23 protein-coding genes are annotated in these 22,234 nt (G+C 54.5%); 15 read left to right on the forward strand and 8 right to left on the reverse strand.

The window, feature by feature from the left end:
- Positions 1–3 precede the first annotated feature (3 nt).
- The 4 genes from F1E05_RS03685 (at position 4) to F1E05_RS03695 (ending at position 1,495) form a co-directional block, all read left to right on the forward strand.
- Complete coding sequence (locus F1E05_RS03685) at positions 4–477, forward strand: chemotaxis protein CheW (protein ID WP_150046845.1); 474 nt, start codon at positions 4–6, stop codon at positions 475–477.
- A 24-nt stretch (positions 478–501) separates the two neighbouring features.
- Positions 502–675: a hypothetical protein gene (locus F1E05_RS20185; RefSeq protein ID WP_190303237.1), complete on the forward strand. Its 174-nt coding sequence runs from the start codon at positions 502–504 to the stop codon at positions 673–675.
- A gap of 107 nt (positions 676–782) precedes the next feature.
- The gene (locus F1E05_RS03690) at positions 783–1,094 is read left to right on the forward strand and encodes a DUF2802 domain-containing protein (protein ID WP_232056765.1); all 312 of its coding nucleotides are present in this window, start codon (positions 783–785) and stop codon (positions 1,092–1,094) included.
- 152 nt (positions 1,095–1,246) lie between these two features.
- Positions 1,247–1,495 (forward strand): EexN family lipoprotein, encoded by a 249-nt coding sequence (locus tag F1E05_RS03695; RefSeq protein ID WP_150046848.1) that lies wholly within the window; start codon positions 1,247–1,249, stop codon positions 1,493–1,495.
- Between the two features lie 249 nt (positions 1,496–1,744).
- Here the strand turns inward: F1E05_RS03695 and mpl are convergent, their stop codons facing one another.
- Positions 1,745–3,118: a UDP-N-acetylmuramate:L-alanyl-gamma-D-glutamyl-meso-diaminopimelate ligase gene (gene mpl / locus F1E05_RS03700; RefSeq protein WP_150046850.1), complete on the reverse strand. Its 1,374-nt coding sequence runs from the start codon at positions 3,116–3,118 to the stop codon at positions 1,745–1,747.
- Entirely contained in the window at positions 3,115–3,648 is a 534-nt protein-coding gene (locus tag F1E05_RS03705; RefSeq protein WP_150046852.1) for an ankyrin repeat domain-containing protein, read from the reverse strand. Before F1E05_RS03705 ends, mpl begins: the two co-directional genes overlap by 4 nt.
- A 69-nt stretch (positions 3,649–3,717) precedes the next feature.
- Here F1E05_RS03705 and apaG point away from each other — a divergent pair, with 69 nt between their 5' ends.
- The 6 genes from apaG (at position 3,718) to F1E05_RS03735 (ending at position 7,727) form a co-directional block, all read left to right on the forward strand.
- Positions 3,718–4,095 carry a Co2+/Mg2+ efflux protein ApaG gene (apaG, locus tag F1E05_RS03710; protein WP_150046854.1) on the forward strand — a complete coding sequence of 126 codons (378 nt, stop codon included), beginning with the start codon at positions 3,718–3,720 and terminating at the stop codon, positions 4,093–4,095.
- Positions 4,095–4,922 (forward strand): symmetrical bis(5'-nucleosyl)-tetraphosphatase, encoded by an 828-nt coding sequence (locus tag F1E05_RS03715; RefSeq protein ID WP_150046856.1) that lies wholly within the window; start codon positions 4,095–4,097, stop codon positions 4,920–4,922. The genes apaG and F1E05_RS03715 overlap by 1 nt, the downstream gene beginning before the upstream one ends.
- Before the next feature lie 340 nt (positions 4,923–5,262).
- Positions 5,263–5,817, forward strand: coding sequence for a flavodoxin (locus tag F1E05_RS03720; RefSeq protein WP_150046858.1), 555 nt, complete (start codon positions 5,263–5,265; stop codon positions 5,815–5,817).
- Positions 5,814–6,590: a 4Fe4S-binding leucine-rich repeat protein gene (locus F1E05_RS03725; RefSeq protein WP_408631325.1), complete on the forward strand. Its 777-nt coding sequence runs from the start codon at positions 5,814–5,816 to the stop codon at positions 6,588–6,590. The genes F1E05_RS03720 and F1E05_RS03725 overlap by 4 nt, the downstream gene beginning before the upstream one ends.
- Positions 6,568–7,257 (forward strand): hypothetical protein, encoded by a 690-nt coding sequence (locus F1E05_RS03730; protein ID WP_232056766.1) that lies wholly within the window; start codon positions 6,568–6,570, stop codon positions 7,255–7,257. The genes F1E05_RS03725 and F1E05_RS03730 overlap by 23 nt, the downstream gene beginning before the upstream one ends.
- A 14-nt stretch (positions 7,258–7,271) precedes the next feature.
- On the forward strand, positions 7,272–7,727 hold the full coding sequence (locus F1E05_RS03735; RefSeq protein WP_150046860.1) for an ankyrin repeat domain-containing protein: 456 nt from the start codon (positions 7,272–7,274) through the stop codon (positions 7,725–7,727).
- Here the strand turns inward: F1E05_RS03735 and F1E05_RS03740 are convergent.
- From F1E05_RS03740 to F1E05_RS03750, 3 genes are read right to left on the reverse strand one after another with little or no spacing between them, the layout of a single operon-like run.
- Positions 7,724–9,682: an ATP-dependent DNA helicase gene (locus F1E05_RS03740; protein WP_150046862.1), complete on the reverse strand. Its 1,959-nt coding sequence runs from the start codon at positions 9,680–9,682 to the stop codon at positions 7,724–7,726. The two genes, F1E05_RS03735 and F1E05_RS03740, sit on opposite strands and share 4 nt — an antisense overlap.
- Positions 9,683–9,700: 18 nt before the next feature.
- Complete coding sequence (locus F1E05_RS03745; protein WP_150046863.1) at positions 9,701–10,429, reverse strand: tetratricopeptide repeat protein; 729 nt, start codon at positions 10,427–10,429, stop codon at positions 9,701–9,703.
- Between the two features lie 24 nt (positions 10,430–10,453).
- Positions 10,454–10,936 (reverse strand): hypothetical protein, encoded by a 483-nt coding sequence (locus tag F1E05_RS03750; protein ID WP_332095529.1) that lies wholly within the window; start codon positions 10,934–10,936, stop codon positions 10,454–10,456.
- Positions 10,937–11,781: 845 nt separating this feature from the next.
- Between F1E05_RS03750 and F1E05_RS20510 the strand changes: the two genes are divergently transcribed.
- The 5 genes from F1E05_RS20510 (at position 11,782) to F1E05_RS03780 (ending at position 21,260) form a co-directional block, all read left to right on the forward strand.
- Positions 11,782–12,138 (forward strand): RNA polymerase sigma factor, encoded by a 357-nt coding sequence (locus tag F1E05_RS20510; RefSeq protein WP_232056767.1) that lies wholly within the window; start codon positions 11,782–11,784, stop codon positions 12,136–12,138.
- Complete coding sequence (locus F1E05_RS03765; RefSeq protein WP_150046869.1) at positions 12,116–12,292, forward strand: FecR/PupR family sigma factor regulator; 177 nt, start codon at positions 12,116–12,118, stop codon at positions 12,290–12,292. The genes F1E05_RS20510 and F1E05_RS03765 overlap by 23 nt, the downstream gene beginning before the upstream one ends.
- A gap of 20 nt (positions 12,293–12,312) precedes the next feature.
- On the forward strand, positions 12,313–12,882 hold the full coding sequence (locus F1E05_RS03770; protein WP_232056768.1) for a PepSY-associated TM helix domain-containing protein: 570 nt from the start codon (positions 12,313–12,315) through the stop codon (positions 12,880–12,882).
- A 217-nt stretch (positions 12,883–13,099) separates the two neighbouring features.
- The gene (locus F1E05_RS03775; RefSeq protein WP_150046871.1) at positions 13,100–14,179 is read left to right on the forward strand and encodes a hypothetical protein; all 1,080 of its coding nucleotides are present in this window, start codon (positions 13,100–13,102) and stop codon (positions 14,177–14,179) included.
- 46 nt (positions 14,180–14,225) lie between these two features.
- Positions 14,226–21,260 carry a cadherin domain-containing protein gene (locus F1E05_RS03780; protein WP_150046873.1) on the forward strand — a complete coding sequence of 2,345 codons (7,035 nt, stop codon included), beginning with the start codon at positions 14,226–14,228 and terminating at the stop codon, positions 21,258–21,260.
- A gap of 376 nt (positions 21,261–21,636) precedes the next feature.
- Here F1E05_RS03780 and F1E05_RS20190 read toward each other — a convergent pair whose 3' ends face one another.
- Genes F1E05_RS20190 through F1E05_RS03790 form a run of 3 tightly spaced genes read right to left on the reverse strand, consistent with a single transcriptional unit; the run spans position 21,637 to position 22,220 of the window.
- Positions 21,637–21,786, reverse strand: a complete 150-nt coding sequence (locus tag F1E05_RS20190) for a PIN domain-containing protein (RefSeq protein ID WP_190303239.1) — start codon at positions 21,784–21,786, stop codon at positions 21,637–21,639.
- A gap of 10 nt (positions 21,787–21,796) precedes the next feature.
- Positions 21,797–21,958, reverse strand: coding sequence for a PIN domain-containing protein (locus F1E05_RS03785; RefSeq protein ID WP_232056769.1), 162 nt, complete (start codon positions 21,956–21,958; stop codon positions 21,797–21,799).
- Positions 21,951–22,220: a type II toxin-antitoxin system VapB family antitoxin gene (locus F1E05_RS03790; RefSeq protein WP_150046877.1), complete on the reverse strand. Its 270-nt coding sequence runs from the start codon at positions 22,218–22,220 to the stop codon at positions 21,951–21,953. Before F1E05_RS03790 ends, F1E05_RS03785 begins: the two co-directional genes overlap by 8 nt.
- Positions 22,221–22,234 lie beyond the last annotated feature (14 nt).

Consider the following 22,234-nt stretch of genomic DNA (forward strand, 5'->3'; position numbering starts at 1 on the left):
ATTATGAGTGAAGATAGAAAACAAACTGACCCGATCATGCAGTGGGTGACGTTTTGTTTAGGGGATGAAAAGTACGGTATCAATGTGATGCAGGTGCAAGAGGTTCTAAGAATCACCGAGATTGCTCCGGTGCCAGGCGCTCCGTCTTATGTGCTTGGTATTATTAATCTTAGGGGTAATGTCGTGACGGTGATCGATACTCGAAACCGTTTCGGCTTACCCTCGAAGGAGCCGGATGATGCCTCAAGAGTGGTCATTATCGAGACCGATAAGCATATTATCGGCATACTAGTCGACAGCGTCGCGGAAGTAGTGGAAATGCGGGCTTCCGAAATTGAGACAGCCCCTAACGTCGGCAACGAAGAAAGTTCCAAATACATTCAGGGGGTGACGAGTCGCGATAACAAGTTATTGATCTTGGTCGATCTCAATAAATTTCTTAGCGAAGATGAAAAAGCCGAATTGGACATGTTCTGACTCCGTTAACCGGGAAAAATCGGTATGCCTGAAATCCCGCCCTTAGGACCGAGTTTGCCGCTGCAAGTGGTGGAAAAAGCCGGTCCTCAGCCGCAACGCAAACGTAAACCACAGCCCCGGCTGCGATCCGCGCCGCAAGACCCTAAGGGTGCGGATCAGGAATTACCGCAGACTCAGCATATCGATCAGTTCGTATGAGCGTGGACTATTTGCTTTATTCATTAATAGTGTTGGTTGCTTTACTATTGCTTGGCTTAATCGGGTTTTGGCGTGAGACTAAAAAGCTCGGCCGGCGGATTAGGAGTTTGGAAGCCGGCTTGCAACAAACCCATGAGGATTTGGCCGGCATCTGCTCTGCGGCCGTAATGGTCGATAAACGCTTGGCGGCTAATGATGCGCGTTTGGATCAGGTTTGGGAGTTTGTGCAGGATCAGGGTCAGGCCGACATGGAAAAGTTTGCCGAGGTGCCTACGGCATCTACGCAACAAAGTTATGATGGTGTGATTCAGAAGATTCGCCGGGGAATAAGTTTAGACGAATTGGTGAAAGAGTGTGGATTAACCCGCGATGAAGCGGTGCTTTTGATGCGGTTGCACGGCGCTAAATCCGGGCGTTAGTTGTTTTGCGGCGTCATTGTGATTTGCAGTGAATTGACAATTTGTCGCGCGGCAATTAGCCACATTTTCGGCGCGGATGTTTTTTACTAGACTTTGGCCTGCTTGCCAATTGTGTGGCGAGTCTAGTTATTCAAACTATAGGGAGATTAGGCATGAAAAAAAATACCGCTATTTTGTTGATCACATCGTTGGTGCTCGTGTTAACCGCATTTAAAGTGACTAGTGCCGAGGAAGAGGCGCAACAAATCGAACCCAATAAATCCGTCGCTTGGTATGTCGCAAATATCAAGGACGCGAAGACCAAGAACCAACAATGCTATGACGATCCGAATCTTAAAGATACCGAAGACTGTCAGAATGCGCTACACGCACTGCAGATTAGCTTTAAAGGCGGCAATTAGTTGACCTGTTAAAGGGTTTAAAGCCACAAGGTTTTAACATGATGATTGCCGCGTTAATAGTGTGTTGTATTTGTGCGACAGTTTGTCGCCTGTGACAATCGGTCACATTCACAAATTCGAAAATTAGCATTAGACTGCGCGCAACTCTAGTATTGTTTTGCGCAGCTGAGTTGCTTTACCCTCTTCCTCAAACGGCCCCTAAAGGCCGTTTTTTTTTGCCTGGGTTCCGGGCGCGACGAGAGAGGCTGATCAAAGTTCTTGTTGTAAGCGCCGGTAAATGCCGCCGAAGCTACCGTTGCTCATCAACAGTACATGGCATGGTTTATTGGTTTCGGCTTTCACCACAGCGATGATGTCATCCAGCGTGTTATGAAAGATAATCTTGTCGTTATATTGCTTAAGGCAGCTTAAATCCCAGCCTAAGTTGTCCGGCTGGAATACGATGGCCGTATCGGCTGCCGTTAACGATTCGGCTAAAGATTGCGTGTGTATGCCTAAGCGCATTGTATTGGAACGCGGCTCGACGATCGCGACTATTTTCTCGGAACCGACTTGTTTCCGCAGTCCGTCCAGAGTTGTTTTGATGGCGGTGGGGTGATGGGCGAAGTCGTCGTATACGGTGACGCCGTTTTTGCGGATTATGACTTCCATTCGGCGTTTCACATTTTTGAATTGCGCAAGTGCCGGTACGGCGTCGGATGGGGCGATTCCGACGTGGCGGGCCGCGGCTATGGCCGATAACGCATTGCTAACGTTATGCAATCCGGTCAAATTCCACGACACCTCGCCCTGCTGTTTGCCCTGAAAGCAAACCGTAAAAGCGCTGCCGTCGGAACGCAATAAGTCCGCTTGCCATTCGCTCTCGCTGCCGATTGCCGTGCGAGTGACCGGTGTCCAGCAACCCATCGACAGTACGTCGCTGATGTGCTGCTCGGCAGCGGGCGCGACGATCAAGCCCGAGCCGGGAATGGTACGGATTAAATGGTGGAATTGCTTTTTGATTGCATCCAGATCTTCGAAGATATCGGCGTGGTCGTATTCCAGGTTATTCAATACGGCCGTGCGCGGGCGGTAATGCACGAATTTGGAGCGTTTGTCGAAAAAAGCACAGTCATATTCGTCGGCTTCGATGACAAAAAAATCGGATTCCCCCAAGCGTGCGGACACTCCGAAATTCACCGGAATTCCGCCGACTAAAAAGCCGGGTTTTAGCCCGTTGTATTCCAGTATCCAGCTGAGCATGCTGGTGGTGGTGGTTTTGCCGTGAGTGCCGGCTACCGCTAGCACCCATTTATGCCGTAACACGTGTTCGGCCAACCATTGCGGCCCGGATAGATAGTTCAGGTCGCGATTCAATACGGCCTCGACTTCCGGATTGCCGCGAGAAAGGGCATTGCCGATTACCACGATGTCCGGGGCGCCATCCAAATTCTCCGCACGATAACCGCGCATTAACGCTATGCCCTGTTGTTCCAATTGAGTGCTCATAGGCGGGTAAACGTTTTGGTCCGAACCGCTGACTTGATAGCCTAGTTCGCGGGCAATCAAGGCCAGTCCTCCCATGAATGTGCCGCATATGCCGATGATGTGAATATGTAAACGGGATTGATCGTTGGCTGTCATGGTTTGGCTGGTTCCGGAGTGGCTTCTGGATTGGCTGGGGCTTCTGCCGTAGGTTGTTGATCTGTCGGTTGTTGCTCCGGAGCGGGCGCGGGCTTGGCGCCGGCGTCCTCTAATAATTTCACGATAGATTCGCGACCGGTTTTCTTGGCTTTGTCTAAAACGGTTTCTCCGCGGCTATCCTTAGCGTTTAAGTCTGCACCGGACAAGATCAATAGCTTGATTATATCCGCGTTGCCGTTCAGGATTGCGTCGCTTAGCGCCGTCGATCCTGATTTATCGGCTAAATTGGCGTTTGCTCCGTAACTTAGCAGTAGTTTTACAATCCGCATGTTGCCGTTGTAGCTTGCAACCATCAACGGCGTGCGGTCTTGGTCAATCTTGCTGTTGACGTCTATGCCGTCGGCCAGTAAAGAGCGAACGCGTTCCAGATTTCCGCTCGCAGAGGCGGCAAAAAGATCCCGGCCGTCCGCAGCCGGTACCGCGATAGAAAAGGCCAGCAACCAGTAGCGCAACAGGGTACGGGTAATCATCGATTAGCTTGCGTTTGCGTAATAGTTGGGGTGAAATAAGGAATCATTTATGCGACACATCTTCTATCAATGAGCGAGAAAAACAAAGTTTTAGTTGAGGCTAGGCCGCAATATATTGAATCTCAGTCGTCGCCCGAGCAAAACCGTTTTGTGTTTGCCTATACCGTGACGATTACCAATGTAGGTTCGGTACCTGCACGTTTGTTGACCCGGCACTGGCTGATTACCGATGCGAACGGAAAAGTGCAGGAGGTCAATGGCGAAGGCGTGGTTGGCGAGCATCCTTATTTGAATCCGGGCGATTCCTTCCGTTATACCAGCGCAGCAATGATTGAAACTCCGGTCGGCGTAATGCAGGGAAAATATCAAATGCAAGCGGATACCGGCGAAAGTTTCAGCGCGAATATTCCTAAGTTTACCCTGTCCATTCCGCGTACTTTGCACTGATGGCGATATACGCAATCGGTGACATCCAGGGGTGTTACGACGAATTTCGGCGCCTATTGGATGCCATCGGTTTCGAGCCCGCGTCAGACACCCTATGGTTAGCAGGCGATCTGGTCAATCGCGGGCCTAAGTCGTTAGAAACCTTGCGGTTTGTAAAAAGCCTGGGCGAATCCGCAGTTACCGTGCTTGGCAATCACGATTTGCACTTATTGGCCACCGTCACTGCGGCGCGTAGCCTAGGGCGCAAGGATACGTTGGAGCCGATTCTGGCTGCACCCGATAGAGACGAGTTGTTGCATTGGCTCAGGCATCGGTCCTTGTTTCATGGCGATGCCAGCTATTGCATGTTGCACGCCGGTTTGCCGCCGCAATGGGATTTGACCGCGGTGAAGGCGATGGCGCTATTTGCCGAACAAGCGATACAAAGCGACGATTATGCTACGGTGTTGAAGTCGATGTACGGCGACGAGCCAAGGTTGTGGCAAGAGGGATTGTCGGACATGGAAAAAATTCGCTTCACCATTAACTGTTTGACCCGTTTACGCTATTGCTCCGCGTCCGGTGAGCTCGACTTTCATTTCAAAGGCCCGGTCGGCAGTCAGCCGGCTCATTTGCTGCCCTGGTTTTCGGTACCCGGACGGCGAAGCGCGTCTATGCGGATCATTTTCGGACATTGGTCCACGCTTGGTTTCTACCATGGTCACAATGTCTACGGCATCGATACCGGTTGTCTATGGGGGGGGCAGTTAACCGCATTGGAACTTAGTTCCTCGCCGCGCAGAATCAGTATCGATTGTCGGCGAACCTTGGCCCCGAACGTAAGCTGATCACACTTCTAGGTTAAACCCTGCACAAGCTAGATTTCCAGTAACTATTCAGCGTTTGACAAGATGAGGGCGGTTTGCCTCGTCCCCCGCTCTACCGGGTGAGTAACCGTACTTGGCACTGAATAAGTCTTAAAGCTAGAAAAAGCCGCTGCTGCTGTCAGAAACAGGCCATAACGCCGACAATTGTCGTCAATTGAGCAAGCGAATGGGGGGGATATCGCTTGGCTCAAAATTAATTGCTTGAATTGTAACGAGAAAAAACAAAAAACATTCGCTTCGATTTTGGTTTGGATATTGCTTGAAGAGCAAGTAACGGTAGGTTATTTCTCACAGGTGATTTATGAGCAAAATCGGCATTTTTTTTGGCACCGATACCGGTAGCACCCGATTGGTAGCAAAAAAAATATACAGCGTATTAGGCGACGAATTGGCCGACAAGCCTAAAAACATAAACCGTACCCGGCCGAACGAGCTATTGGCTTACGACGCGTTGATCCTGGGTACGCCTAGTTACGGAGTGGGCGACATGCCGGGTTTGGCCGTAGGTTGCCAAGAGCCCAATTGGGCGGAATTCGTGCCGTATCTGGATGATGTGGATTTAAGCGGCAAGCGCGTGGCGCTGTTCGGTTTAGGACATCAAGAACGTTATGCTTCTCGCTTCGCCAGTTCGCTGATTCAGCTGTATCGGGTATTTTACGGTTACGGTGCAACCATCGTCGGGCGTTGGAGCACCGAAGGGTATCAATTCGAGCATTCGGATTCCATCATCGACGGCCAATTTGTCGGCTTGGTGTTGGATCAGCGCGGTCAACCGCATATGACCGATCAGCGGGTACAAACTTGGTTGGCGCAAGTTACCCCGCAATTGTTGCCTGCGGCGGCTAAGGCAGCATGACTATGCCGGCCGCCGATTTAGAAACCGATTTAACGCCGTTGGCGGATTGCGGCGCATGCCGGTTTAGGGCGAATTTGCTGTCGCAAGGCGCTTGCAAACCGGGCGATTGCTGTGTGGCCGCCAATAGCGGCAGGCAAATCGACCGTTTTTTCAAAGCCAATCCGCAATTCGCACCGGATTATGCTCAAGACGGCTTTTGGGAACGCAGGGCAATTGCCGCCAGATATTTGCCGACCAATTTGCTGCCGCCTTTGTTGAAAGATCCGGATGAGGCGGTGCGGCGGGTGTTGGCGTATCGGGTACCTTTCGACTTGCTGATACAGCTGCGTAACGACTCGGATAGGGAAGTACGGATAACCGTGGCCGACCGTCTACCGGAAGAAGAACTGGAAGCGATGGCGGACGATCCTGATTACTTGGTGCGCGTTTATGTGGCGCGACGTTTGCCGCAAGGGCGCTTGTTCCGCTTGGTAGCGGATCCCGACAGCGAAGTCAGGCGCATCGTGGCGACGCGGATTCCGGCCGTGAGTCTGGGTTTGATGGCGCACGACGCGGAAGTCGAAATCCGCAGAATCGTTGCCCAACGCATGGAAATCGAAGATTTGGCCCTGATCAGTAAAGATCCGGATTGGACCGTGCGATACGAAGTCGCGCTACGCGCTGCCCCGGATTTGCTACAGAGTTTGTTGGACGATCCCGAGGAAGAAGTGAGATTAGCCGCCAGTCAATGTTTGGAAAACAACACGAGTCATGAACCTGCCCATAATGAATGAGTTTATCGTCGGATTGACGTATGCCGACCGCTTGCAATTCGCTTCTAGCGCCCGTCACGAGGCAATTCGGACTTGGGCAGGCACCCGGGAACTCGCGGCTTTAACCTCGTTGATGGGGCCGATGAGCGATGGACCGGAATGGCCGGCGGGCGCGGCGTGGGCAGCCGGCAGGAAAGACGATGCTTGTTTCGTCGTGTCCGACGGCCTGTCTGATCCTTGGGTGGAGCGGGACAGGCCCGAAAACGGTTTGGGTCTGGAGGTTTTCGTGGAATCGCCGGATTCCGGCATAGCGGACGATGCGCCGTTGACGGCTTTGGCCGATACCTGGATGTTTCCGATGGTAGCGGAAATCAGCCATACCTTGGCCAGTTATCCGCGCTTGGCAGTGAAATTGCTGGAAGGGCAGTTGTTGTCTTTAGAGTTTAACATCGATCATATTAAAGACGGCCGTGGCAGAGTCGGTGCCTTGCTAGTGCCTATGGTGGACGATGCCGAATGGCAAGTAGGGGGCGGCAAAGTCGCTCTGATTGCTGCGGTGTTGTTGACCTTGCCGGAGTTACGCTTTCTGCGCGGCAAAGGGGAACAAGGCCGGCGGATCATGTTGGAGCGGCTCAATGCGGCCGGCATAGGCCGGCTTTCCTTGTTGCATAGACGTTCGTTGGTTTAACGGGAGATTTGTCGATGAATTTGAATCAACAGGTCGCGGAATGGTTAAGCAGAAACGGATTTTCAACGGAATCTATTGCTTCGACGAATGCCGCCGGACAATACCCTCTGATATTGGCTGCCCAGCAAGCGGAAATTGAGGTGTTGCAATGGCTGCTCGCCAACGGCGCGGATTTAACCGTTCTGGATCTTTATGGCAATAACGCCTTGTGGGCGGCCTGTTTTGCCGAATCAATCGATTGTATCGAGCTGTTGCTGAATGCGGGGATAGACCCCGATTATCGAAATCCCAGCGGGGCAACGGCGTTAATTTATTCATCGTCCAGCGGTAAAGCGGCCATGGTTGCGAAATTGCTGCAAATGGGCGCGAATCCACTGTTAACGACTCAGGACGATTTTAGCGCCTTGGATCTGGCTGCAACCCGCGAGTGCTTGTATTTACTGCGAAATGCCGTTAAAGCGATAGGTTAGGCGCGGGTTGCGGGGGGTGTTTCGGCGCTTTCGGAAGTATGCTGTTCGACTGCGAAAAACCGGCGGACGTCTTCCAAATCCCGGCTACGCTGCATCGCCGGCACGCTATCCAAAAACATTTGCCCGTAAGCGCGTTTAAGCAACCTCGGATCGCACACCATCAACACGCCGCGATCGTTAATGTCGCGAATCAATCTTCCCACCCCTTGGCGCAACATGATGACCGCATTGGGCAGTTGGTATTCAAAGAAGGGATTGCGGCCTTGTTTCTCCAGTGCCTGCATCCTAGCCTTAAGCACCGGGTCGCCCGGAGAGGCAAAAGGCAGCTTGTCGATGATCACGCAAGAGAGTGCGTCGCCGCGTACGTCTACCCCTTCCCAAAAACTGGCGGTCGCCAGCAGGACTGCATTGCCTAAGCTCTTGAATTGATCCAGTAAAGCCGATTTGGAACGGCTGCCTTGAATCAAAATAGGATGACTCAATTTGCCTTCCAGCCGCTGAGCGGCGCGTTGCAGGGCCTTATGGCTGGTGAACAAAAAAAACGCCCGTCCGCGACTGGCCTCCAATACCGGTAAGACGAAGTCTACGATTTTATCGGTGAACTGCGGATCGTTGGGTTGGGGGAGGCCGCGCGGATGGTAAAACAACGCTTGGTTGGGATAATCGAACGGGCTTTCCCAGCTATGGCTGGTGGTTTTGCTTAAGCCCAGATTTCTGGAGAAGTGGTTGAAATTATTGGCGACGCTCAGCGTGGCCGAGGTGAAAATCCAGCTGGCTCTATGTCTTGCCATAAAACTGCGAAACTCTTTCGCGATATCCAGCGGGGTACGGCTCAAAGTAAATGATTTGCCGAAGGTTTCGTACCATTTGATCCATTGGCCGGCCGTATCGTTTATCAAGGTTTCCAACTGGGCGTCCAAGGTTTCGGCCCGTTCGAAGCAGGCTTCCAAGCCTTTGCTGCGAACCGACGCGCGTTCCAGTTGATCGGTCAAGCAGGCCAGTTGTTTTTGCAAAGTACCTAACGCGTCTATTAATTTCGGATCGGAATCGATGTCTTGCCAATCGCCGCGTCGCAGTTCCAGGCCGAAGGCTAAGCGCAGGTTTTTGACTTCCAATTGCAGATTGTCGCAGGCCGAGCGTAAGTCGGGCATGTCCTTGGCGTGGCTAAAGTACTCCGCTAAAGTATCGTCGGCTAAATCGACGAGTTGTTTACCGCTCACAGTTTCGCCTAAAAAGCCGGATGCCGTGTCGGCCAGTTGATGTGCTTCATCAATGATGACGACTTCCGCATCGGGTAGCAACTCGCCGAAACCGGTTTGCCGAATCGACCAATCCGCGCACAACAAATGGTGGTTAACCACTACGACATCCGATTCTTGCGCTTCTTTACGGGCCTTTAATACAAAGCAATCGGTGTAGTCCGGACAATTTTGCCCTAGACAATTATCGGTGGTGGACGTGGCGTTAAACCATACTCTATCGCCGTCGTGTACGTCGGCGATTTCAGAAATGTCGCCGGTTTGCGTGCGTTGAGACCAGATTTTGATTTGCGACAGGGCGTGCGCTTCCGCCTGTTCGTAACCGAAAGCCGAATTCAGCGCCAATTCCAGCCGATAGGTACACAAATAATTGGCCCGCCCCTTTAGCAAGCGGGCTTTAAACGGAACTCCGCTCAAGGCCTTGCGGATCAGCGGCAGATCTTTGTTGAATAATTGGTCTTGAAGATTTTTGGTGCCGGTAGAGACAATGACTTTCTTGCGGGACAAAATCGCCGGAATCAAATAGGCGAATGTCTTGCCTGTGCCAGTGCCGGCTTCCGCTATTAAATGCTCACGCTTGCTGATTGCGTCGTAAACCGCTTGCGCCATTTCGATTTGTGCGCGCCTTGGAGAATAACCGTTGATGACTTTAGCTAATTCACCTTCTGCTCCGAATATCTCGGTCAATTCGGACACGTTTTTTCCCTATTGCGTTTAACGGCCGATAAAGCTGTCGGCTTTGGCTTTGGCGTCTTTAGAGCCTTGATAGTTTTGTTGAATGCGGCGCGCTTCGGCAATTAAAAGCCAACTTTTCCGTTTCAGATCCGAGTTATTTCCGGCGAGTAACGCCGCTTTACCCGCCAATTCTTCGGCTTGCTGCGGACGATTTTGTTTAAGTCTAAGCTGCGCAAGTTTATAGGTCAGTACCGGGTTTCGGGAGTCGATGCGCAAAGCGCGTTCCGTAGCGAAAACCGCCGCGTCGAGATCGCCGGATGCCCGACTTCGATCCGCGTCCGTCAACAAGGCAATAACCGCGGGCGGAGAGCCGCTGGGGAGTTGAGCGTCTTCGATTGAAATTGCAGGTTGGGGGGGCGGCGGTACCTGCACCTGCCCGAAATTCGTATCGGGTTGCTCGATAGGGGGTTGTGTAATGACGGGTTGTTCCAGCGGTTGAGCCTGTAGAGTCGGTTGACTGGGTTCGATTTTAAACTCGCGTCTTCCCGGATCGATGGCGTAAGTCGCCGTGCCATTCGAGACCGGCGGTTTCGATGGAGCCGGGGGAGACGGTTTCTTAGCCTGCTGATTTTGCGATTGTTGCGGCGTCGAAGTCTTAGGTCTTACCACTTGCGGGGCTGGTTTGGCTTTTTTAGGTTCTTGAAAGGTACTGCAAGCGGCATTGACAAGCAAAACCGGGATAACGAGCAATAGAGATTTAGATTTCATGTAAGTTTTCGGCAAGACGGCCGATTAGAAAAGTTCGACTTCGTCGTCGTCCTCGTTATTTTGTTGGTTGGCCGCTTCCACCAAGGCGATTGCCTCATCAATGCTTTTGCCTTGATGAATCGCATCGAACATGATTTTTTCCGATTCCATGGTGTAGCGGCCGCGAATTTCCTCTTGGAACTTATACCATTCCATAGGGTTATACAGGCGCGTCGGCGATTCGATAATATCGGACAAGCCTCTCAGTCCGACTGATACGTGGTGCAGGCATTGTTGGAGACGGTCATGAAATTGGAAAGCCACTACCGATGTTTGAATCCTGTTTTGAATGGCTGCGCAATATTTTAATGCTTCCTCGGATTTGGGGCTTTGTTCCATGCTGGATAAAATCTCGTGTATCGAGCTTAGATCCTCGACCATGCTGGTAAAGGAGTTTACCAGTACGTCGACAGCCTCGTCGCCCACTTTCATGCCCCCTTCTACTTGGGCGACAGTTACTGCTAGCAATTTAACCGTTTCCCTGATTTGGCTCCAGTCCAAGTCAGGCTGGGAGGAGCCAGAATAAGTCAATTTCGATACCATAATACGTTATACGCCTGTGATACAGGTAGGTTGATCGATGTAACACCCTTATAAATAAGGCATTCTAGTTGAATACATCCGGTAACACAAACAGCCTTGTCCAATAACGAATGAGCCTGGGCGAGGCGCTGTATTTCCACAGTGAGGATGGGACTGGAGGCGCAAAGGTTGGGATCATGGAGAGAATGACAATGCGTCAAATACGAGCAGTTTTAAGATCTAGTCTGAGTGCCGGATTGAGTATCCGGAAAATCAGCGCCGGTACCAAAATCAGTGTCGGCAGCATTCAGGCGATTCCGCAAAGTCTGCAAACGATATCGAGTATTGACGGACTCAATCCCGCGCGGCGGACAATGGCAGTTTGCAATCGGCCAATCTGAGTTTGTAAAACTCGTTCTCTGCCAGGGCGGGTCAAGCTGGAGTTCAGGGATATGCCGGCCTAAATTGTATTGATAAATAACATAGTTTTATTTGTTTCCGACAGTTTCTTGCCTTGCTTCGCGCAAATTCGGCCGCCTTGGTTATCAGTAGCTTGAGTCGGGAGTCTTTATGCCTTTGATATATGCCATACAAACATTTCCGGTCGATGTTCGATATTCTTGTCCGTGTCGGATCAATTTCGTTGGACCGGCTTTTGCTTTATTGGGTGATCGTTCATTGAGCCGCACCGAAGCACAGGAGCTTTACCCACCCGTGTCCTCCGTTTCCCTAGACCGCAATCAGGTTGCCGATTTATTCGTCAGCCATCGTGACGATATCGTCAAAACTACTTGTTGCAACGGGTTGGTTGCCCGGAGACGGCGCAAGACTTGAGCCAGGAAGCCTATTTGCGCATGTTGCGTAAGGAGCAAGTTTCGCATGCCGATAATCTGATCGGTTATCTATACCGCATCGCCGAGCGCTTGGCCCTGGATTTTCTTCGCTACGACCAACGGGTAACGAGCAAGCACGACCAACTGAACGACGATTTGATTTGCCCGCGCACGCAGCCGGACACCCTGATACAACTCAGCTGGGCATTTCCGAAAAAACCGTGCAGCGCCATTTGGTCAAGGCCATGCTGCATTGCCACCGTGGTTTCGAAAGATAGGATGCCGCCGCATCATGACGGCCTTCGATCAGCGTAGTTTCGACCAAGCCGTGGCTTGGTTCGTTGCTTTGCAGGATGAGCGTTGCGAAGCTAAAACCCGCGCCCGTTTCGAGCGTTGGCTGGCCAGCGACACCTCGCACCGAGAAGCTTATGCGGCGGCGCAAACCTGTGGGGCAATCTGGACAACCTGAAACAACTCGAGGTGCCGGGATTGGATGCTGCGCGTTCGACGCGTCCGCGGGCTCGACATTCAGCGCGCGGCGGCGTTGCCCTGGAAATCCCGCAATACGCCAATCCGCTGTTCGGCTATTTTTCGCCGTTGCAAGCGATGCCCAAACCGCAATCCTCACCAACAGTGATCGGACAACAACGGATTAGCCTCGATCAAGCGGTCGCCGCCGGCCAGTCGGTTTTTCCCGACGCCCGCTTGTGCTGGATCGAAACCCCGCACGACGCCGGCGGTAGTTTCCGCATCAATCTGCGCCAAGACGGCGAGCCTAACCGGCGCTTCCCGAAAACCAATGTCTGGGTCGACCAATACAGCGGCCGGATATTGGCGGTCAGCAATCCCGCCGATCTCGGCGCTTCGGACACGCTGATCAACTGGCTGCACCCCTTGCATAGCGGCGAAGCCTTCGGTTTGAGCGGGCAAATATTGGTGTCGATTTCCGGCTTGGCCTGCCCGCTGCTGTTCGTTACCGGCCTGATTCGCTGGCTGCAAAAAGCCGGCGCGAAGCGGCGGGGCCGGCCGCTTAGTGTGGCAGAACGCCGTTGGCTTTAATCACGTGCCCCATGACCGCGGCCCATGTTGCCGGAGTGTTAAGTCCTGGGAGTGAGTTGGCTATCTCCCCCAACTGCGATTGCGGATGAAGCGGCGTAGTGTATGATCTAGCCGCCAAATTTGACGCGTGTCCTATCGGTGCGTATTGGATCCGGCATAAACAGGATGCAATCGATGCGCGGTGCGTCTTTTATTAAGTACCGGAATACCAATAACAATGAGCATAGAAATTAAGCTTACCGATCAACATTTTCCCGTATCTCCGGCGTTTATCAATTTCCTGTATCACTTTGACAACGGCCTGCCGTTCGAATCGCCGTGGCACGATCAGTTGAGCGAAACGTTGAATAGAGACAGTCAAGCTCAGCAACGAGCCGTCACGCATGCGGCGGAGGTGTTGGCATCCGCCGGCGGGAAAAACGCCTTGCAACGCAGTTACGAATTGTTTGTGGCTATCTTGACCGGAGACGTAGCGCGCTTACGGCCGATTCATGAACGCTATCGCTTCGTTTGCGTAGTCGGCTGTCCCCGGCACGGCGGTTCGTATTTAACCAAGCAGCTGTTTCTGGCGCTGGGCTGGAAGCCGGAGCAAATTCCCAACGCGATTGCCCACGATGGCTTTCCGGATGCCGGTCCTTTCGAGATTAAACAAGGCGTGAATAGCGTTACCCATTCGATGCAGGGTATGGCGGAATATCTCACCATGGTCGAGCTGTTTTACGCCAACGCCCGCTTGTTCGACAACCGGGTGGTAGTGCCGAAAAAAGCCACTAAAGCAGCGTATCAAGGCGGTTTTTTTCATCAATTGTTAGGCAGCGAAACCGAGTATCTGCTCACTTTGCGTCATCCGGTGGCCGCGTGCATTTCCACTTACGAAAAATCCGGGGGATTACCCGTCGACGGAAAATTCGCGGTTAGAGGCAATATCGAAGAATGGGCGCGTAGAGACGCCCAACTGGCCGGGGCGCAATGGATCGAGGCAACCAGGCCGGATTACTTCGACGTGTATTTACGCTATTGGGAATATTACCATTACCAGCTGATACATAGCGGTTTAGCCGCTAGTCCGCACTGGCGTACTGTGGCATACGGCGAAGCGCGGATACAGGCAACGGCGCAAGGTTTTTACCGGCGCTACGGCTCCGACAACGATGCGGAAAAGTTTTATGTATTTGCCAAACAAGACCGTCATGCGGATTGGCTGCGCAAAGCGGAACCGGCGTTGCTCAGGGTCAGGGATGCCTGGGCGGCGGCGGGGAAAGCGTTTCCGCTGGACGAGCTGATGGAAGCCTGGTGAGCGAAGCGGTAACGAACAATCAAACAGAACTTGACGCGGAGTGAGCATGACTACGAATACGGCACCGGTTTTTTCCAATTTTACCGATTCGAACGTGACTGAAAGTTCGGACGGAACGCTACGCTTAAGCGGCGACACGGCCTCGGTTTACGATGCCGAATTGGCTGCGCTGGGCGACGGCGGCGATTACAGCGGAGCGACGCTGACGCTGACCGACGCGCAAGGACGATTGGCGGCCATAGGCATCGCCGATAGTAGCTTCCTGTTGGACAAGGAATCCGGTTATCTGCTCTATCAAGGCGAATCCGGCGCTTTGCCCGTCGCCGAAATCAATCAGGCAAGCGCCGGCAGTTTTTCGTTGAGTTTCGTCGATTACGGCTATACGCCGAGCCAGGACATCGTCAACGCCTTGCTGCGCAGCCTGGTGTTGAACGATGCGACGCCGCCTTCCTCGCTCGATTTGCGCTGGCGTTTGTCCGACGGCAATAGTGGAGACCAGGGCGACGGCGGCGCGTTGCAAGCGGAAAGTACAACGGCGCTGCAAATCACCGCGGTGAACAATGCACCGCAATTAGTCAGCCATGCCGGCGATTACGCGGACATTGTGGCCTTACTCGACGACGGACAATTGTTGGTGGCGCAACACGGCGCACTAGGGTTGAATTCGAGTTCTTCGGGCTTCTTCGCTCACTATCATGTGACATCGAGTTTGAGTCAGCTATCGGCCGACGGCGGCTTGAATGGCGAATACGGTCAAAACGGCAGCGTGGAATTAGGCATTCAGCTAACCAGTGTGGATGTATTGGACAACGGCAAGCTGCTGCTGGGGGGCTATTATCCGGATGACAACAACAGTTCTTCGGCTGCTGTGCAGTATGTGATACAGCAGCTGAATAGTGACGGCAGCGCCGACGGCGGTTTCGGGGTTGACGGCAGGCTGCAAATAGAGGGGCAGTTGTCTTCGCTCAGCGTGCAAGACGACGGGAAAATCTTGGTGTGCGAAACGGAATCCGGCGGTAATAGTGGCGGCGGAGCGTTTAGGCTCGCTCGTTATAACGCGGAGGGCAGCCTGGATAACGACTTTGCCGGCGACGGCATCGCCGAAACCGAGTTTCATGGTACAGCCAACATAGTCAGTGTCAATGACGACGGCCAAATTTTGGTGAGTTTGTACAACTATGGTAGCAGCAGCTTTGGAAGCAACAGCTATGGTAGCTATCTGATTCGATTTAACGCCGACGGTTCGCAGGATGCCGGCTTTGCAGGGGACGGCAAGATAGAAGGCAGCGTGGTTGCCAGTTCGGCGGACGGTAGTATATGGGTAGGTTACAGCCATACCTCATCCGATAGTTCGACGGGCAGTTCGGACACTAACTACACCTTGAGCCACATACTGGCCGACGGCTCGTTGGATACCGGCTTCGGCAGCGACGGCAGTATCACGATAGCAGACCGTTACGTGTCTTTCGTCGAGGTCAGCGACGACGGCCAATTGGTGTTAGGGGAATCGACCCGCGGCGGTTCCAGCGGAAATTCCGGGGATTTTTATGTGGCTAAATACAATGCCGACGGCAGTTTGGATACCACGTTCAGCGACGACGGCATTGCCGAGACCGGGCATAGAGCTTCGTATGCCGGTTTTGTTTCGGTAAACGACGACGGACAGCTGCTGCTGTCGTTATCCGGCGGTTATTGGGGCGGTGGATCGTCGTCCGCCAGCGGTTTGACCTACGTTGCGCCTTCGTTGCTGCGGCTCGATGCCGACGGCAGCGTCGATACTGAGTTCGCCGACAACGGCAGCATAGACGGCGATTTGCTGGCGATCTTGGCCGACGGCGATATTGTGGTCGGTAACGACCACGGTCATACCGATAACGATGCGGCCCCAAATGCCTACACCATTTCCCGCCTGAATGCGGACGGCTCGTTCGATACCGGGTTCGACGGGGACGGCAGTTTGAGCTTGCTCGACAAGAATGTTTCATGGGTTGCCGTACAAGACGACGGCAAGCTGGTGGTCAGCGAATTGGAGCAAAACAGCAGTGACCGGTTCCTGGCCTTGGAACGCTTCAATGCCGACGGCAGTTTGGATCAGGGTTTCGGTACCGAGGGCAGGGTCGTTACCGATTATCTGGTCAGTAGGGCCTATATCACCGGCATCGACCAGGACGGCAAAATATTGGTCGACGCCTTCCAAAACAGCGGTTTGAGTTTGCCTTACAGTGGCTTATTCATCCGCTTCAATACCGACGGCAGCGTCGATACCGCGTTCGGCAGCGGGGGCTCGATAGACGGCGATTATCTCTACGGCTATGGCGGGGATGGTATTAGCTATGTGCGCAACGAGGTCTACGTTGCCAATGAATCCTACAACTTTGTTTTCAAGCTGCTGGCGCAAGACGGTAGTTCCGCGATGGAATTCGAAGGCAGTCAATTCGCTACGTGGTTGCCGTACGGCGACAAATTCGCCGCGTTGCAGAGCGATGGAAAATTGTTGATGGGCGGGGGAGCATCGGGCGATTATCGGATCCATCGCTTGAATGCGGACGGCAGTTCGGATAGCGGGTTTAGCAGCGACGGCATCGTCAAAATCAATGCCTCGGTCGGTTTTGTCAAGTTGTTGGACGACGGCAAACTATTGGTTGGCGAATTGATAGCCGACAGCGGCAGTAGCAGCGATTATCAGTTCGCCGTGGCGCGTTACGGTACCGACGGCCGTTTGGATACCGGTTTTGCCGGCGACGGTCTGGCGGAAACCGGCTTCTTGGCAACAGATGCGGACTTGGTTGCGGTAAACGCCGACGGTCAATTGCTGTTGCGTCTGGAACAGGAAACCAACCTTAGCAGTCACGACGCAGCCTTGATTCGGGTCAATGCCGACGGCAGCCTGGACGGCGCATTCGCCGACAACGGCCGCTTGCACGGCGAGTTGATAGCGGTTCTCGACGACGGCAAACTGGTGGCCGGCGGTTTGGAAGGTTCCGAGAATTCCTCGTTGGACGTTCGATACGTGGTCAGCCGCTTGAAGGCGGACGGTAGTTTCGACAGCGATTTCGACGGCGACGGCCGCTTGGAGATCGACTTTCCGGTCACTTCGGTGCGAGTACTGGACGACGGCGGGATCATGGTCAGCGAGTTGACTCCCAACAGCAGTACCGGCGGCGTCGAAGTCGTGGTGGCGCACTATCAGGCCGACGGTAGCGCCGACGACCAATTCGGCAGTGCCGGCGTGGCGGATACCGGATTCGTAGCCGCCGACGCCCGCATTATCGACGTCGATACTACCGGCCGCATCCTGTTGCAATTGACGGGCAGCGGCTTGGACGGCTCCGACCAATTGATCAGGCTGGCGGCAGACGGTGCGGTCGACGATCAATTCGGCTTGGGCGGCAGCGTCGACGGACAGTTGCTGACGCAAACGGCCGACGGCAAATGGTTGATCGGCGCCACCGCATTCGACGGCGCGTCATTTACGCTTACCAGACTCAACGCCGACGGCGCGTTCGACGACAGTTTCGACGCCGACGGCGAAATCGCTATCGATGCCGCGGTCGCCGCAGTCGGCCTGTTGGACGACGGCCGCATTCTAGTCGCGCAAGACGCCGGTGCCGCCGCAAGCTTAGGCAATCCGCAAATTGCATTCGCCTTGTACAACGCCGACGGTAGTTTGGATAGCGCGCTTGACGGTAGCCGTAGCATAGCGATGGCCGGCCAAGTGAGCGGTATCGACGTGTTGTCGATTTCGGACGATGGACAATTATTGATTCGCCTGGATTATGCCGACGACTCCGGCGATGCCGATAAGGGCGGCTTGCCGTCCCTGCTGCGCTTGAACCCGGACGGCTCCGTCGACCGCAGTTTCGCCGCGGCCTCGGACGCCGCCGGCCCCGTGCTGTTGGATGCTACGGTTAGCGTGGCGGACGCGGAATTGGACGCTTACGGTTGGGCTAACGCCACGGTGACGCTGCAACGCCGGGGCGAAGCCGCTGCCGACGATCAATTCTCGGCAAATCAAGGCGGCAGTTTGGCCGAATTGATCGAAGGCGGCGAGTTGAAAGTAGAGCAAACCGTCATCGGCACGGTCAGCCAAAATAGCGCCGGGATCTTGCGGTTGACCTTTAACGATCAGGCCGGCTCGGAGTTGGTTAGCGCTGCACTGCGGCAAATTGCTTACGAGAATGTCGGCAGCGCAAGCGGTGCGGTGGAAATAGCATGGCTATTCAATGACGGCAATAGCGGCGAGCAAGGCGACGGCGGGGCATTGTCGGCCAGCTTGATCAGCTGGGTGAATCTATCCGCGTCGCCTGCAGGCAACCATAACCCGGCGATTACCTCGGCCGGTACCGGCAGCGTGGCGGAAAACGCCGCGCCGGGCACGGTCATTTATACCGCAACCGCGACGGATCAGGATGCCGACACGGTTTTAAGCTTCAGTTTGGCCGGAGCCGACGCTAACTTGCTGAACATCGACGGCAGCAGCGGCCAGGTCTCGCTCAAGAATGCCGCGGATTTCGAAACCAAAGCCTTTTACAGTTTCCAAGTGTTGGCCAGCGACGGCAGCGCCAGCGTAGGCAAGGCGGTGACCGTTTCGGTCGAAAACGTCAACGAGGCGCCGCAATTCACTTCCGGCGCGAGCGGTAGCGTGGCCGAAAACGCCGCGACCGGCAGCGTGATTTATACTGCGACGGCAAGCGACGTCGACGCGAACAGCAGCCTGAGCTTTAGCCTGGCCGGCGACGATGCCGATTTATTGAATATCGACAGCAGCAGCGGCGCGGTGACATTGAAAAATCCGGCGGATTTCGAGACCAAGTCCGGTTATGTCTTCGAAGTCGTGGTCAGCGACGGCAGTTTGAGCGCCAGTCAAGCGGTGCAAGTTAACGTAACCGACCTGAACGAAGCGCCGGCCATCGGCTCCGCCGGCATAGGCGGCGTTCCGGATGGCGCGGCGGCGGGTACGGTGATTTATACCGCGCTCGCCGATGACCCGGACGCCGGCGCCACGCTCAGCTACAGCTTGTCCGGCGCCGACGCCGATTGGCTGAACATAGACGCGGCCAACGGTCAAGTGACCTTGAAGGCGGCTGCGGACTTGAACAGCAAAGCGGATTATAGCTTCGAGGTAATAGCGAGCGACGGCGAACTGTCGGCCGGCAAAGCGGTAACGATCAGCGTCGGCTTCGTCAATCAGGCGCCGGAAATTACCTCCGCCGCCACCGCCAGCGTGGCTGAAAATGCCGCCGGCGATAGTGTGGTCTACAGCGCGACCGCCAGCGATGCCAATCCCGGCAGCGAACTGCTATTCAGTTTGGCCGGAGACGACGCGGCTTTGTTGCGCATCGACGCCGGCACAGGCCAAGTGCGCTTGCAATCCGCCGCCGATTTCGAAACCAAAGCCAGCTACGCCTTTCAAGTAGTCGTCAGCGACGGCGAATTGAGTGCCGGCAAAGACGTGGTACTGACTGTGACCGACGTCAACGAAGCGCCGAGTCTGACCGCCCCGGCGGCAATTTCCTATACCGACACCGCCGGCGACGACAATTTCGCGGCGCAGACCGGATCCTTGGCAGCCTACGATCCCGAAACGGCCGCCCTGAGCTTCGGGATCGTAGGCGGAAGCTTGTCCGGCGACGGGGCGGCCGTTGTGCTGGCCGGGCTGTACGGTACATTGAGCGTCAACGTCGCCGCTGGAAGCTACCGTTACGATCCCGACGATGCGGCCTTGGAGTCGCTCACTCAAGCTGCGGCCGAACATTTCACTGTGACCGTCAGCGACGGCAATACGTTGGCCAACGCCGATTTGGCCGTCGAGATAAGCGGGGCGAACGACGCGGCCGAGATCGGCGGCGATTTGAACGGCGAAGTCAAGGAAGACGGGCAGTTGGAAGCGGCCGGAAGCCTGATCGTCGCCGACCGTGACGGCAGCGCCGATATCGTCGTGCAAACCGCTACGCTGGGAAGCTACGGTACGTTCAGTCTGGCGGCCGATAAAACTTGGCATTATCTGCTGAGTAACGCTGCCGACGCCGTGCAAGCCTTGGGTAGCGGTGTACGGCTGACCGATAGTTTCAGCGTGCTGGCGGCGGACGGCAGCAGGCAAACCGTGACGATAGGCGTGTCGGGCGCCAGCGAATACAACGAACTGACTGCGGTTAAACCCGGTAAATACTTGGGCGGCAGCAATAACGAGTCGATAACGGCGGATTCCGGCAACGACAGAATCGACGCCGGGGACGGCGACAACTTGGTTGACGCCGGCGCCGGCCGCAACAGCGTGAAAGCGGGTATCGGCGCGGACGACATCACGGCCGGCGAGGGCAACGACAAAATCGATGCCGGCGAGGGCAACAACAGCGTAGACGCCGGCGGCGGCAACAACAACGTCAAAGCCGGGGCCGGAGACGACGCTATTCGTTGCGGCGACGGCAACGACAAAATCAATGCCGGCGAGGGCAACAACAGCGTCGATGCCGGCGGCGGCAAGAACAACGTTAAAGCCGGTAGCGGCGCCGACGAGATTATAGCCGGCAGCGGAAACGACGTTATCAATGCCGGCGACGGCGAGAATCTAATCGACGCCGGCGACGGTAAAAACAAAGTCGTCAGCGGGGCCGGCGACGATAAGGTCACTACCGGCAGCGGCAACGACAACATCGCTACCGGTGCCGGCAACGACGACATAGAGGCCGGCGCCGGTAAAGACAGAGTTAACGCCGGCGCGGGCGACGATATAATCCTGGGCGGCGAAGCTGCCGATAAATTGAGCGGCGGCAGCGGCAGCGATATTTTCGTATTCGCCGACCTTGCCGTCGGCGGCGCCGATACCGTCACGGACTTCGCCGAGGAAGACCTGCTGCGCCTCGATACCTCGGTATTCACGCAACTGCTAGGCGCTACCGCCGCCAACTTCGCGGTCGGCAAAGCCGCGGTCGACGCCGACGACTACCTGATATTCGACGACAAGAAAGGCGTGCTGTGGTACGACGCCGACGGCTCCGGCGCCGGAGCGGCGATCAAAATCGTAGGCTTGAAAGGCTCGGATAGCCATGGACTGAGCTTCGACGATCTGGATTTCGGGTAAGCCTTTCCAGCCGCATGCTTGCGGCTCGAGCGGGCCGGCTTAACGTTCATGAGGTGACGGCATCGCCCCGGCAAATGCAAGTCAACGGTGTTATGCCGTTAGTTTTTTGAGCCGCTGCCTCGTGACTTTCAGAGTAATATAGAAAGGTCGGCCCGCGTCGTTTCTTCGGCTATGTGCAAAATAAGCTTGGAATACAAGCCACTAAACTTTACCTGTGAGTTGAACCTCATGGCCGGAATCCGGTTCCCGGCAAATTATCGGCTTGGTAATGGATCAAATCGTAAATTTCCGCCAGTTTGTCATCCGGGATTTGCTTGATTTCGGCGATGATTTGGTCTTGTAGCATGACTGTGTTTCTCAATGGGCACATTTTTGTTTACCCAACCGAAAAATGCGCAACCGGAAGGTGCTGAAAATGTTTATCCAGGGTTAAAACCGTTATGCCGTGACGTTGGGCGACCGTGGCAATTAAAATATCGGTCAACGGCAAGGTTAAACCTTTAGCGCGTAGTTGTTGGGCAAGCATGCCAGCCGAATCAATCGTTATCCTCGGTTGGCAGGTAATGAATGGATTGGAACAGTAATCTTAACCGCCGGGCTTCCTTCTCCTGTTTAACGCCTTGCAACAATTCCGCAATGACTACACCCGTTATTGCGGCTTGGTTGGCTTCAATCAAAGTGGCAACCTGATCACCCATCTGACCATTTTTGGATTTGAAAAAGTCGATCCAGGCACAAGTATCGATTAACACCCGTTTCATGACGGACTTTCCAAGTCTCGTAATGCTTGCCAATTGTCTTCAACATCGATCGTCCCCGGCAATTCAGCAATTCTTGACGCTGCTTAAAGCGAATGTATTCCTCAATCGCTTCGGCAATGCTTTCCTTGGTCGTTTTGGCTTGGGTGTAAATCAACAGTTGTTCCAGAACGGAATTATCCAGGGAGATAGTGGTTTTCATTGTAGATAACCTCG

Origin of the sequence: Methylomonas rhizoryzae (assembly GCF_008632455.1) — a bacterium.
GTDB classification, from domain to species: domain Bacteria; phylum Pseudomonadota; class Gammaproteobacteria; order Methylococcales; family Methylomonadaceae; genus Methylomonas; species Methylomonas rhizoryzae.